Raw genomic sequence first — 13,281 nt, 5'->3', positions numbered from 1 at the left:
CCGCATCGCGTTTCAGGGAAGCCGTGCCTTCGGGCACGGCAAGCCGCTGAAAAACAGGGCAGTTGGCTAAGGTATGATGCCGAAAAGTGCGAGGCGGTTTTCCTACGACATCATGCTCTAGGGAATGAGGACGGTCGTTCCCGTCGTCTTGCGGGCTTCGAGATCGGCTTGCGCCTTTCCTGCGTCCTTCAACGCGTAGCGCTGGTTGATCTTGATCTCGACGGCGCCGCTCTTGACCACATCGAAAAGCGCTTCTGCCGACTTCACCAGATCCTCGCGCTTGGCGTTGTAGACGAAGAGCGTCGGCCGGGTCGCGTAAAGCGAGCCTTTCTGGGCGAGAAGCGACATCGGGAAAGGCGGAACCGGTCCCGACGACGAGCCGAAGCTGACGAACATGCCGAGCGGCCGCAGGCAATCGAGCGAGGCGGGAAAAGTATCGGCGCCGACGGAATCGTAGACGACGTCGCATTTCTTCCCGCCGGTGAGCGCCGCGACGCCGGCGACGAAATCCTGCTCCTTGTAGTTGATGACATGATCGAAGCCATGCGCCCGCGCGAGCTCGATCTTGTCGGCGGAGCTCGCGGTGCCGATCACGATCGCGCCGAGATGCTTTGCCCATTGGCCGAGGATCAGGCCGACACCGCCGGCTGCCGCATGGTAGAGGATCGTGTCGCCGGCCTTGACTGGGAAGGTTCGACGCAAGAGGTATTCCGCCGTCATGCCCTTCAGCATCATCGCCGCCGCCTGCTCGTCGCTGATGCCGTCCGGCACCTTGACCACGCGGTCGGCGGCGATCACCCGCTGCTCGGCATAAGCCCCGACATTGACGGCATAAGCGATGCGGTCGCCGGGCTTCAGCCAGTCGACGCCGGTGCCGAGCGCCAGCACGACGCCCGCCGCCTCGCTGCCGGGAATCAGCGGCAAACCGCCGGGGGGCGGATAAAGCCCGGAGCGGTAATAGACGTCGATGAAGTTCAGGCCGATCGCCGTGTGCCGGATCAGGATCTGGCCTTCTCCCGGCTGGCCGGGATCGGCATCCTCGTAAGCCAGGACTTCGGGGCCGCCATTGGCGTGGATGCGGATTGCCTTGGACATCGCTCAACTCTCTGAAGGGTACGTAAACTGGAGCATGACCCCGAAAGGGCCAGCCGATGTTTGAAAGATCATGGGCCGATAGACAGCTAGGTCAGGATGACCATTCGACCAAAAATGTCCTGATCCAGGATCAGGACTTCCTGGCGCCCAGACTGGGGAACATCTGCATGATGCCCCCGATACAGGCGAGATAGAGGCCGGTGATGGTAATGCCGATCTTGGTGAAGTCGCTGACCTGCTCTCCCAGCACGCCGATCTTGTCATAGAAGGCGGCAAGTGCTGCCTGCGCCAGCGCCAGCGCGCCGAAGGCGCACCACAAAAGCGTCATGCCGAGATTGACCGGCCTCAGCCGCACCACGCGCACCGGATGAATGAAGTTGATCGGCAGGAAGGTCAAAATACCGGCAATAACCACCACGGCGAACGATACCCATTGCCCCGGCTCGATGACGAACAGCGTGAACACCACCATGTTCCAGACGACAGGGAAGCCCTTGAAGAAGTTCTCCTTCGTCTTCATGCCGGTGTCTGCATAGTAGATCGCGCTGGAGACGACGATAATGGCCGCCGACAGGAAGGATAGGTTCTCGCCCATGAAGCCGCGCTGATAGAGCGCGAAGGCCGGGATGAGCACGTAGGTGACGTAGTCGATGATGTTGTCGAGGAGTTCTCCCGACCATGTCGGCAGGATCTCCTTGACCTCGAGCTTCCTGGCGATCGGGCCGTCGATGCCGTCGACGAACAGCGCCAGCCCCAGCCACCAGAACATCGCCGTCCAGCGTTCCTCGCTCGCCGCCACCAGCGACAGGAAGGCCAGGAACGATCCTGACGCGGTCAGCAGATGAACGGAAAACGCACGCGCCTGCGGCCACGTCACCTTCTTCTTCGGCAACGGAATCCGCTGCGCGATCTTCTTCGCCGCCTTCCTGGCCGTTGTATTCTTGCTCACGGTCCCCGCCAGTCCAGCTTGCAGATTTCGGCCGATCGGCCGGCGAAATTCCAGTTGCGGCCGAAGGCGCGCATCTTGCTCTTGTCGGACTTCGCCACGATGATTTCCGGCGCGATCCAATATTCTGAATTGGTGATCACCGTATCCTTTTCACGGTCCTTGCCGGGGATCGGCGTCACCGCGCCGTCGATGATCTTCGGTATTTGGAAGACGCGCGTCCTGTCACGCGTCTCATAGGTAATCGGCACCTGCTCGACGCCGAGGAATTTGCCGACAAGGATCGACAGCAGCGAGGTGGTGCCGCCGGCCTTACCCGTGAAGATCTTGGTCAGCGCTTTGACCGCATAGACTGACGCCCGCTTGTCGATGAACAGTCCGGCGCTCCAGTTGCCGCGGCTCATATAGCCGGGGATTTCCATGACCAGGCCGAGATTGAGACCCGAAAGGTCGACTTCGCCGAAATGGCCGGCATCGATGCGGAAGCCAGCCCAGGTCTGGCAGTAACCTTCCGTCGGCGGGTGGCTGCCGAGCGACAGCACGCAGGGGCAGAAAACCGTGCAATTGCATGAGAGTACCAGCTCCCCTTTCATCGCCCAGCTTTGGTCGGTCATCGAATTCTCCCCTTACGCCGAAACTAATAGCAGGGCTGCCGCCCACACAAGCAGTATCGTACCGGCGACCCGGCTGGCCACCCTGCCGGTGGTCTGTTTTTCGATCAGGGTGAACAGGCCGATCAGCGCCATCCAGAAGATGTTCATCGCGCCGACGGCGAACATCACCAGCATCAGCGCCCAGCAGCAGCCAAGGCACCAGACGCCCTGCTCCACTCCTAGTTGGAAGATGCGGCCCGGTTTCGCGCTCCAATTGGCGAACAGGATCGAGAACGGGTTGCGGCATTTTTCCAGGCACGCCTGTTTCAAGCCGCTAAATTGATAAAGGCCTGCAACAAGCAGTGCCGCGGCGCCGGCAATACCGACTGCGGGATCGAGCATCCGGCCGGAACCGGCAAAAGCGTAGACCGCGAGCGTCAGCGCGGCGAAAGCCGCGGACGCGCCAAGCCAAGTGGTGAGGTATCCGGTAACGAGCACCAGCGGTTGAACAACCGGCTCGCCCTTGATCCGCGCTGTGTCGGCAATCTCGCAATAGGTGCGGATCAGCGGCGCGGCGGAAGGCAGCATCGTGGCAACCGCCATCAGGAACCACATCAGCACAAGCGCCGGTACCTGCAGGCCAGCCGGGCCGGCAAGCGGCGCCGGCGCAAGGCAGAGAGCAAAGAACCGGTCGAGAAAATCCGGAAAAGGCAGGCTCGGGAGATTCTTGAGCAGCAAATCGCCGGGTCTGCCGGCAAGGCTGCCTTCAGCGCCGCGGATCGCCATCGCGCCGAGAAGCAACCATGCAAGGACGATGGCGACACCCACCGTGAGCGTCACCGCAAAGCGCGGACTGCGCGCCACGCCGGCCGTCGCGCGCCCCGCGCGGTCGAGATGGTTGAAATCCTGCTGCTCCCCGCTCATGGCAATCGAATGGGCTGAATCGCCGCGTTGATCAAGCCGGCTGATCCGACCTATATCTTGGATAAGGGCCCGACGGGGCGCCTCCCAACGTGGAAGCATGACGTGGATCATAACGACAGAGCCCGCATCCTGGTTGCCGGCAGCGGTCCGGCCGGCCTTATCGCGGCGCTCGGCTTTGCCCAGGCCGGCTTTCAGGTGACGCTGGTGGGCCCTGAGGCCAACACCACCGATGGCCGCACCACGGCGCTCATGAACCCCGCCCTGAAAGTTCTGGAACGGCTGGGCGTCCTTGCCGAGCTCAAGCCGCAGGCCGCGGCGCTCAAGGTGATGCGCATCGTCGACGCCACAAGGCGGCTGATCCGCAGCCCAACCGTGACCTTCCGCGCCAGCGAGATCGGCGAGGAACAGTTCGGCCTCAATCTGCCGAACAATGCCCTTATTCCGATCCTCGCTAAGGCGGCTTCAGCGCATGACGGCATTCATTGGCTGAAATCCACGGTCGAATCCTGGAGCCTCGACGCCGACCAGGCCCGTGCAAGGCTGGCCGACGGGGGCGAAGTCTCCGCATCCCTGGCGGTCGCCGCCGACGGGCGCCTGTCTCCAGCGCGGGAGGCCGCCGGCATTCGCGCATTCGCGCGGCCTTATCCGCAATCGGCGCTTGTCCTCAATTTCGGCCACCGCAGCGACCACGGCTTCGTGTCGACCGAGTTCCACACCGAAACAGGGCCGTTCACCCAGGTGCCGCTGCCCGGCAGGCGATCGAGCCTTGTCTGGGTCGTGAAGCCGGAGACGGCGCAAGAGCTTGCCGCGCTCGATGATGCAATCCTGTCGGAGCGTATCGAGCAGCAGATGCAATCGGTGCTTGGCCGGGTCTCGGTCGAGCCGGGCCGCCAGATCTATCCTTTGTCGGCAGCTTCGCCCGCCCGGTTCGCGCAGAATCGCGTCGCGCTGGTCGGCGAGGCGGCGCATGTGTTTCCGCCAATCGGCGCCCAAGGGCTCAACCTCGGCATCAGGGACATCGACGATCTGATTGGAATCGCCGGCGAAAACCGCGGCGATCCAGGGGCGAGCAGGAGTCTTGCCGCTTATGATACCAGGCGCCGACCCGACATATGGGCGCGTAGCGGCGCGGTGAACCTGCTCAACATGTCGCTGCTGTCCGACATGCTGCCCGCACAGCTGGCGCGCAGCGCCGGCCTCAATGCGCTGGGCAGCTTCGCGCCGCTGCGGGCCTTCTTCATGCGCGAGGGATTGCGGCCGGGCAGCGGCTTTCGCGCCATTGCCGGCGGCTTACGGAAAGAGGTCGGCCGGTAGGATTCCGTGTCGGATCGCGTAGAGCAGCGCGGTCACCGTCACCACCGAGAAGCATGTCGTGATCAGCACGCTGGCCGAAGCGCGCTGCACCCATATGTCGTACTGCTGCGCGATGACGAAGACATTGGTCGCCGTCGGCAGCGCCGCCAGCAGCATCGCTGAAAAGACCCAGGTCGGCGTGAAATTGCCGATCCAGCTCAGCACGACATAGCAGAGCAGCGGATGGACGATCAGCTTCAACCCGGCAATCAATGCCAGCTCGTGCGGCACACGGTTGAGCGGCCTCAGCGCCAGCGTGACGCCCATGGCGAACAGGGCGCAAGGCGCGGCCGCGCGGGCGAGATAATCCAGGAAACGATCGACAGGCAGCGGCGGGTGGAACTCCACATAAGCGGCGGCGACACCAAGGGCGGTCGCGATGATGAAGGGGTGCAGCACGATCTTCTTCGCGACGCCGCACGCCAGTTGGAGCGGCGGCGCCTTCTCCTTGCCCGACAGCGCCATCATCATCGGCGCGATCGTGAAATGCACGATGTTCTCGAAGCAGAAGATCAGCGCCACGGGGACCGCCGCCTGCTCGCCGAACGCCAGCAAGGCAAGACCCGGCCCCATATAGCCGATGTTGCCGTACGCCGCGGCAAGGGCGGTGACCGTCGCGGGCGCGATGCCGCCGCGGGAGACGAGAACCGACCAGGCGAACATCACCGTGAAGACGACATAGGTGGCGATGAGCGAGCCAAGGATGAAGCTCCATTCCGTCAACCGATCGAACGGCGTCCTGGCGAGCAGTTGGAAGAACAGCGCCGGCAGCGCGACATAGACGATGAAAATGTTCATCCAGCCGAGCGCCTCCAGCGGCTGCCGGGTGATGCGCGCCACCAGGAAACCGACGAAGATCATGCCGAAGAAGGGAAGGACGAGACCGATGACGTCAGACATTTTTCGCTCAGGCGGGAAAACTCCCGCGCGGGCTAGCCCGTTGCTTCGCCCGGGGTCAAGGACTTGGCTATTGAATTGCGGCGGCGCCTGCGCCAAATAGGCCCAGTCGAAAGTTGGAGTCGATTTTTGGCTGCGTGATGTGTAAATTCAAGGTCTTAGGCGCCCTGTGCGCGGCCACGAAAGGCGCCTCGGAACCTGAGTGGTGAATGCGATGAAAACGGCCAAATTCTCGATCGGGCAAGTGGTTCGCCACAGGCTGTTTCCGTTTCGCGGCGTGATCTTCGACGTCGATCCCGAATTCGCCAACACCGACGAATGGTACGAAGCCATTCCGGCCGACGTGCGGCCGCGCAAGGACCAGCCTTTCTACCATCTTCTGGCGGAAAATTCGGAGACCGAGTACATCGCCTATGTGTCCGAGCAGAACCTGCTCGAGGACCGGTCGGGCGAGCCGGTGCGGCATCCGCAGATCGGCGAGATGTTCGACAAGCTGCCGGACGGCCGCTACGAGCCTAAGCGCCAGTCGAAGCATTGAATGTGATGGCTTGAGGTAACAAAAAAGCGGGGCATTTGCCCCGCTTTTTTGCACGAGAAACGCGCTTGCGCGATCAGTTCGCGGTCTTGGCCTTTTCCTGCTCGTCCTTGAGCTTCTTGGCGAAATCCTGGTTGTTCTTGGCGACGAAGTCCTGCAGCTTCTTCTGCCGGTCCTCGATGTCCGACTGCTGCAGCGGCGGGCCGTCATAGGCGCCGCTGAAGCCGGTGAGCGCGATCTTGATGGGGTTCGGCTGGTTCTGGAAGTTGATCGAGGTCAGCGAAATCGCCTGACCCTTCTTGAAAGACGCCACGAGTTGGTCCGTCAGCGGCACTTCGGCGACGCAGCGGTCCGGGAAGCAGATCACATAGTCAAGCTTCTGCGCTTTGCCGCCATCGATCTGCAGGCCGATGCCGGGAGGCACGAGGCGGCCGGTCGGGACGGTGACCTGGAAGACCTTGCGGTTCACCTTGCCCTTGAGCTCGATCAGGCTGACGCCGGTGACGAGCTGGCCATTGCCGGCGGTGACGATGTTCTGCACATTGCAGATGTCGACGTCTGCCTGCTTGGTGCAGGCCTTGAACCAGCCCTGAGGAATCTGCGGCTGCTGTTGGGCCGAGGCAGTGAAAAGCCCGGCGCCCAGAACGCCGACCACGCCTGCGGCCAGCACCGAAAGGCGGTACGCGTTGATCGTCATATGGTGCACTTTCCTCTCAAATGATCCCGGGGACCGGCTTCTTCGTGCCGTGCGGTCCAGCTACCTGTTGCCCAAATGAGGCAACAGGATGACTTCGGAGCGCGTGTTACACTGCCAGCGGCGTCGAATCCAGCCCGGTTTCCGCGATTTCTTGGTGGTTTCGCATCCCCAGGAGCGAGCTAGATCGGCGATGGAGCGGCTGAACCCGATTCCCGTTGGCGCGCCGATTCAATCAGATGGCGAAATGCTCTACGGTGCATGGCGAATCACAAAGCCGCCCGGCAAGGAGACGGTCATGGACCGCGTTCTCGTCCAACTGATCGCCGCGACCTCGTTTCTGGCTCTTTCGCTCCTTCCGGCGCAATCGGAGCCGAAGCACGGCATTGCCATGCAGGGTGAGCCGGCGCTGCCGCCCGATTACAAGCATTTCGACTACGTCAATCCGGACGCGCCGAAAGGGGGAAGCGTCACCTATTGCGTCGTCGGCTCCTTCGACAACCTCAACCCCTTCATCCTGAAGAGCCTGCGTACCACCGCGCGCGGCATGATCGATACCGTCTACGGCAATCTCGTCTTCGAGCCGCTGATGCAGCGCAACTACAACGAGCCTTTCAGCCTCTACGGCCTGCTTGCCGGGAGCGCCGACATGGATCAGGAGCGCAAGTCGATCGAGTTCCACCTCAATCCCAATGCAAAATGGTCGGACGGCCAGCCGGTGACCCCGGAGGACGTGCTGTTCACCTACGACGTTTTCAAGGACAAGGGCCGCCCGCCCTATAGCGACCGCATGAGCATGATCGCCAAGCTGGAGAAGACCGGCGAGCACAGCGTGAAATTCACCTTCAACGACAAGGCCAATCGCGAATTCCCGCTGATCGTCGCGCTGACGCCGATCGTCCCGAAGCACGCCTTCGACAAGGAGACGTTCGACAAGACGACGCTGAAGCCGCTGATCGGCAGCGGCCCCTACATCGTGGACAAGGTGTTGCCCGGGCAACGCATCGTCTTCAAGCGCAATCCGGATTATTGGGGCAAGGACGTCCCTTCCAAGCGCGGCTTCGACAATTTCGACCAGGTCACCATCGAGTATTTTCTCAACGCCAATGCCAAGACGGAGGCGTTCAAGAAAGGCATCTGCGCCCTTGATGACGAGACCGATCCGGTCAAGCGTGAGCGCGACATCGACTTTCCGGCATTCCGAAAGGGCGATGTAAAGGAGGAGTATTTCAACACCGGCATCCCGCCGGTGGTGACCGGCTTCCTGTTCAACACGCGGCTGCCCAAGTTTGCTGATCCCGTGGTCCGCCGCGCGCTTGGCATGCTCTACGACTTCGAATGGGCGAACAAGAACCTGTTCGGCGGCAAGTTCAACCGCACCATGAGCTATTGGCAGAACTCCGAGCTGTCCGCGCTCGGTCACCCGGCCGACGATCGCGAAAGGGCGCTGCTTGCCCCCTACCCCGGCCGTGTGCCTGCCGATGTCATGGACGGCACCTGGCGGCCGCCCGAGACGGACGGTTCGGGCCAGGATCGCAAGGTGCTCAAAGCCGCCTTCGAATTGCTGAAAAGCGCAGGCTTCCGCGTCCAGGACGGCAGGATGCTCGACCCGCAGGGAAACCCTTTCGGCTTCGAAATCCTGACCTCATCGCAGGATGAGGAGCGGCTGGCGGCGATCTACCAGCGCACGCTGGAAAAGATCGGCATCGACGTCGGCATCCGCTCGCTCGACGGCGACCAGATCCAGTCGCGCAAGCAGCGTTACGACTTCGAGGTGCTGATCGGCACCAGCGGCTTCAACAACTCCTTGTCGCCCGGCAGCGAGCAACTCGGCCGCTGGGGATCGGTTGCCGCGAAAACGGAAGGGTCGTTCAATCTCGCTGGCGTCGCCGATCCTGCCGTCGACGCCGCGATCGACGCGATGCTGAACGCCCGCACCAAGGAAGACTATGTCGCTGCCGTCCGTGTCCTCGATCGCCTTCTGATCTCGGGCTACTATATCGTGCCGATGCAATACAACACCCAGCAATGGCTCGCTTACTGGAGTTATCTGGAACATCCGCAAAAGACCCCCATATTCGGTTATCAGCTGCCGACCTGGTGGCGAAAGCCCAACTGACGCAAGCCCAGCCCAATCGAGACCAAACAGGAGACGAGCATGAGCGCCGAGAACTCCATCACTGTCGATGTTGTGTCCGATGTCGTCTGCCCCTGGTGCTTCATCGGCCAGAAGCGGTTGGACAAGGCCATTGCTGCCGCAAGCGATGTCGACGTGCGTGTCAGTTGGCGACCATTCCAGCTCGATCCGACCATCCCGCCTGGAGGCATGGATCGCCGCCAATACATGCTCGGCAAGTTCGGCAGCGAGGAACGCATTCAACAGATCCATGCGCGCATCGAGCCGCTGGGCGAAGCCGAGGGAATCCACTTCGCATTCGGTGCCATCAAGGTCGCGGCCAACACGCTGGACGCGCATCGCGTCATCCGCTGGGCAGGCGCCGCGGGTGAAGATGCCCAGAACCGGCTGGTGCGCCGCCTCTTCCAGCTGAATTTCGAGGAAGGCGCCAATATCGGCGACCATGCCGCGCTGGTGAAGGCCGCCGGCGAGGCCGGCATGGATGCATCGGTGGTCGAGACGCTGCTGCCGACCGACGCCGACGTCGAGGCCGTCCGCAACGAGATCGCCACCGCTTCGCGCATGGGCATCACCGGTGTGCCCTGCTTCCTGCTTGAGGGCAAATACGCGGTGATGGGCGCACAAGATGCCGACACGCTTGCCGACGCGATCCGCCAGGTGGCTCAGGCCAAGGCGCGCGGCGAATTGGAAACCGTCGCGGACTGAGCATCGTCCGGCGCAGCTCGGGCGAAAGGCTACGGTTCTCCTATTTCGCGGTCACCTTGGCCTTGCTCAGGAAGAAGCCGTGCCCATTGCTGCCGGTGCAGATCAGTCCCTTCGTCGACGACTGGCAGGAAAACGGCCCCTGGCTCCAACTGTTGCCATAGCCGAGCTTGGTCACGTCGCTGCAACAACCCTGCTCGCCGGGGTTCTTGATCAGCCTCGCCGGCCCTTCGGGTCCCAAAATCACCGTGACGTAGCTCGGCTCGACGCGCGAGCAGGAAAGCTCCGGCCCGCCATCCCGCGGCTGGTAGGTGCTGGTGCCGCCCTTCGGCGTGTAGATGCAGCCGATATTGCCGGACGGCGTGTTGAATTCGACCTGGCCTTCGGCGCTGGCCGGAATACTTTGACTGCCGGCATGCGCCGCCGACAGACAGATGAAAATGCTGAACAGCGCGAGTGCGGTTGTCCGTGCAGGCATGTCATCCCCCTCGACATAAACCATCGCCGGGCAGATTCGACCCGGCAGGCGGGCGTTGTCAAATCATGTCCAGCCGCCAAAACACGATCTGGTGAATCGCCTCGATCACGGCGCTGAGCTAGGATCGGCAAGGGTTTAGCTGATTTGAGGGGCACCGAATGGCGGTTAGGCGTCGCGCATTGTCGCTGTTGTGCTTGCCTCTCGCCCTTGGGCTCCCGCTGACATTGCAGCGCGTGTCCGCCGAGGAAGCCGTCATGTCGGCGACTTTCGAAGGCAAGCCCTGGACGGCGTCCTTCACCTTGGCCCAGACGATGCAGATGGGCGGCAAGCCGATGCTGAACTTGTCGGGAACAGAACAGGGGTCGCCGACCATGACCTTCAATTCGATGCTCGAGCTCAAGGATCCGAACGACCTTGCCGGCGCCTATCCGCTCAAGACGGGCTCGCCCGCCAACAGCGCCAATTTCAACGTTCTCGATTCCGGCGCCATGGTAGGCCATATCCGTTTCAGCAGCGGCAAGATCGTCATCGACAAATACGACGCAGCCGCAAAGACCATTTCCGGTCATTTCAGCGCCTCGGGAAAAGACGAATCGGGCAAGCCCGAAGAGGTCACCGACGGCAAATTTTCGGGCATTCCGGTCACCGCCCAGTAGCCATTTCGGCTGATCGGCACCCCTTTTCGTTCACAAACCCGTGTTTTTTGCTTCCCTAAGGTAAGCTTTTCGCCTGGTAGCTGAATTGCCCTTAAGACGCTGGAATAAGAGCGGAATTCACCGAGACAAATCCTATCTCGGGATTGGCTTTCTGTTGCCCTCGCGCCACGACGCGTAACCCTGCTCACATTCCTCGCCAGAAAATTAATTGAAAATGATCAATTGGTGTTACCATGTGTAACAAAACTAGAAAGGTTTGGGCGGGATCGTGACTGGGGTCGGTAGACTTACAGTACCGGAGCAAACATCCAGTGAGGCAAGGACCTCGCACCTGACGCCGGTATCGTCGATGCGTACATTCTGGGGGCTGATGCGAGCGTACTGGTTCTCCGACCGGTGGAAGGAAGCCTGGACGCTCACCTTCGTCATCGCCGCCCTCACCGCTCTCTCCAGCAAGGCCGGCGTTTGGTTTGCCGTGGCGTTGGGCGAACTCGGCAATTCGATCGCTTTCCTCCACGATGCCGCCAACACCCATCCGCTGCAGACCATCCTGACCAACGCCGGCATACTGGTACTGCTGGTGATCCTGAAAGATGCCGGCTTCACCGGCGTGCGCAACCTCGTTTCAACGACCCTGCACCGCAAATGGCGCGGTTGGCTGGACAACCAGTTCAACCAAGCCCTGCTAGACGGCAATCATACCCATTTCCATGCCCAGCATGGTTCGGCGGCCAGCGGCATCGTCGCTCCCGACAATATCGACCAGCGCATCCAGGAATCGATCAAGGACATGACCGGCGGAGCCATCGGGCTTGCCATGGGCGTGCTTGGCGTAGCGACGTCGCTTTATTTCATTGGCGAAAACCTGATCGGATCATCGGTCGAGGTCAAAGGCCTAGAATTCCTGGGCGGCTATGGCACCGCGGTGCTGGCTTTCCTTGCCGTCGCTATCTACGTGCCGCTGAACACCTGGATCGCGGTCAAGCTCGGACGCCTGCTCGAGCGGCTCAATGTCCGCATGCAACAGGCGGAGGGCAGCTACCGCAGCGAACTCATTACATTCCTGCGCCGCAGCTTCCACGTTGCCGCCTCGCATGGCGAGGACGTGCAGAAGTCGATGCATGACAGGCTCTATGTCGATATCGACAAGACATGGGGCCGACTGAATATCGTCAACACCAGCTACACCTCGTTCGAGCTGATCTACAATTTCGTCGGCGCCCGTATCGTTGCCTACGCGCCAGGCCTCTTGTCGTTCATCCACAACCGCCTCGACTACAAAGGCTACATCACCGGTTCCGAAATGGTCGCCCAGTTGATCAGCCAGTGCTCGTGGTTCATCCATGTCATGCCAGCGATTGCGACGCTCAGAGCCAACAGCCAGCGCGTGACCGAGCTCGCCAACGCGATCGAGAACGTCCAGCGCCCGCGGGAATTCTACCAGCAGACCGGCCGATCCGACTTCAGCTACGCGAGCCAGAACCCGGTTTTCGGTCTCACCATCCAGAAGCTGGAACTCGCCCATCAAGGCGAGGACGCCACACCTTTCCTCAGCGCTGCGAACCTCCGTTTCCGCCGCGGCGAATGGACCTTCCTCAAGGGCGAGTCCGGCTGCGGCAAGACATCGCTGATCAAGGCGATCAATGGCCTGTGGCCTTATGGCCGCGGCACCATCGTCTTCCCGGAAGGCGTCACCAATTTCTACGCTGCCCAGGAGGTCAAGCTGCAGCAGGTGTCGCTGAAGCAACTCGTCTGCCTGCCGGGTTCAGAGAACGACCATAGCGACACCCAGGTAGCGGCGGCTTTGCACAAGGCCGGTCTCGGCGACTTCATCGAACACCTGGCCGACGAGAGCCGCGAAGGCAAGATCTGGGATCAGGTGCTTTCGGGCGGCCAGAAGCAGAAGCTGGTGGTCGCGCGCATCATCCTGCAGCAGCCCGGGCTTCTCTTCCTCGATGAGGCGACCGGCGCGCTCGACCCCGATGGCAAGATAGCCTTCCACCAGGCGATCAAGGACAATTGTCCGAACGTCACCGTCATCAGCGTCATGCACGAGGCAGTGCCGCCGCGCTCGCTTTCCGGCGAGGAATTCTATCACAGCGTGGTTGCGATCGCCGACAGCGTCGCCACCAAGAAGCCCCTCGCTCCCAGCCTGCCGCGCGAGCTCACCACGATCCTCACCCAGCCGCCGCGGCCGACCGAGGACAAATGGCTGCGCTTCCGCCGGCTGAAGCAGAAATAGCAGTCATACCAAGCCCTTGATCGGCGGCC

Annotated in this window: 13 protein-coding genes; 6 read left to right on the top strand and 7 right to left on the bottom strand. The window is 61.9% G+C overall.

Annotated elements, in window-relative coordinates:
• Positions 1-117: 117 nt before the first annotated feature.
• The 4 genes from EJ072_RS31210 to EJ072_RS31195 form a co-directional block, all read right to left on the bottom strand.
• Entirely contained in the window at positions 118-1,095 is a 978-nt protein-coding gene (locus EJ072_RS31210) for a quinone oxidoreductase (RefSeq protein WP_126082733.1), read from the bottom strand.
• Between the two features lie 130 nt (positions 1,096-1,225).
• Positions 1,226-2,044: a phosphatidylcholine synthase gene (gene pcsA / locus EJ072_RS31205; protein WP_126082732.1), complete on the bottom strand. Its 819-nt coding sequence runs from the start codon at positions 2,042-2,044 to the stop codon at positions 1,226-1,228.
• Positions 2,041-2,655 (bottom strand): DUF1326 domain-containing protein, encoded by a 615-nt coding sequence (locus EJ072_RS31200; RefSeq protein ID WP_042642362.1) that lies wholly within the window; start codon positions 2,653-2,655, stop codon positions 2,041-2,043. The genes pcsA and EJ072_RS31200 overlap by 4 nt, the downstream gene beginning before the upstream one ends.
• Positions 2,656-2,667: 12 nt before the next feature.
• A complete protein-coding gene (locus EJ072_RS31195; protein ID WP_126082731.1) occupies positions 2,668-3,558 on the bottom strand; it encodes a DUF2182 domain-containing protein in 891 nt (296 codons plus the stop codon).
• 102 nt (positions 3,559-3,660) lie between these two features.
• Here EJ072_RS31195 and EJ072_RS31190 point away from each other — a divergent pair, with 102 nt between their 5' ends.
• The gene (locus EJ072_RS31190; protein WP_126082730.1) at positions 3,661-4,872 is read left to right on the top strand and encodes a UbiH/UbiF family hydroxylase; all 1,212 of its coding nucleotides are present in this window, start codon (positions 3,661-3,663) and stop codon (positions 4,870-4,872) included.
• On the opposite strand, the gene EJ072_RS31185 is transcribed toward EJ072_RS31190, so the two are convergent.
• Entirely contained in the window at positions 4,849-5,811 is a 963-nt protein-coding gene (locus EJ072_RS31185; protein ID WP_126082729.1) for an AEC family transporter, read from the bottom strand. The two genes, EJ072_RS31190 and EJ072_RS31185, sit on opposite strands and share 24 nt — an antisense overlap.
• Positions 5,812-6,022: 211 nt before the next feature.
• Between EJ072_RS31185 and hspQ the strand changes: the two genes are divergently transcribed.
• The gene (gene hspQ / locus EJ072_RS31180) at positions 6,023-6,346 is read left to right on the top strand and encodes a heat shock protein HspQ (RefSeq protein ID WP_042642369.1); all 324 of its coding nucleotides are present in this window, start codon (positions 6,023-6,025) and stop codon (positions 6,344-6,346) included.
• Between the two features lie 73 nt (positions 6,347-6,419).
• On the opposite strand, the gene EJ072_RS31175 is transcribed toward hspQ, so the two are convergent.
• The gene (locus EJ072_RS31175) at positions 6,420-7,040 is read right to left on the bottom strand and encodes an invasion associated locus B family protein (protein ID WP_126082728.1); all 621 of its coding nucleotides are present in this window, start codon (positions 7,038-7,040) and stop codon (positions 6,420-6,422) included.
• Between the two features lie 295 nt (positions 7,041-7,335).
• Here EJ072_RS31175 and EJ072_RS31170 point away from each other — a divergent pair, with 295 nt between their 5' ends.
• Together EJ072_RS31170 and EJ072_RS31165 are read left to right on the top strand one after the other, a co-directional pair.
• Positions 7,336-9,156, top strand: a complete 1,821-nt coding sequence (locus EJ072_RS31170; protein WP_126082727.1) for an extracellular solute-binding protein — start codon at positions 7,336-7,338, stop codon at positions 9,154-9,156.
• Between the two features lie 39 nt (positions 9,157-9,195).
• Positions 9,196-9,879, top strand: coding sequence for a DsbA family protein (locus tag EJ072_RS31165; protein ID WP_126082726.1), 684 nt, complete (start codon positions 9,196-9,198; stop codon positions 9,877-9,879).
• Between the two features lie 40 nt (positions 9,880-9,919).
• Here the strand turns inward: EJ072_RS31165 and EJ072_RS31160 are convergent, their stop codons facing one another.
• Positions 9,920-10,354 (bottom strand): hypothetical protein, encoded by a 435-nt coding sequence (locus EJ072_RS31160; RefSeq protein ID WP_126082725.1) that lies wholly within the window; start codon positions 10,352-10,354, stop codon positions 9,920-9,922.
• 254 nt (positions 10,355-10,608) lie between these two features.
• Between EJ072_RS31160 and EJ072_RS31155 the strand changes: the two genes are divergently transcribed.
• Together EJ072_RS31155 and EJ072_RS31150 are read left to right on the top strand one after the other, a co-directional pair.
• Positions 10,609-11,010 (top strand): DUF6252 family protein, encoded by a 402-nt coding sequence (locus tag EJ072_RS31155; RefSeq protein WP_126082724.1) that lies wholly within the window; start codon positions 10,609-10,611, stop codon positions 11,008-11,010.
• A 349-nt stretch (positions 11,011-11,359) separates the two neighbouring features.
• Entirely contained in the window at positions 11,360-13,252 is a 1,893-nt protein-coding gene (locus EJ072_RS31150; RefSeq protein WP_189343132.1) for an ABC transporter ATP-binding protein/permease, read from the top strand.
• Positions 13,253-13,281: the final 29 nt, after the last annotated feature.

It is taken from the genome of Mesorhizobium sp. M2A.F.Ca.ET.046.03.2.1 (assembly GCF_003952425.1).
Taxonomy (GTDB): Bacteria; Pseudomonadota; Alphaproteobacteria; order Rhizobiales; family Rhizobiaceae; genus Mesorhizobium.
This window is presented reverse-complemented; position numbering and strand designations above follow the sequence as displayed.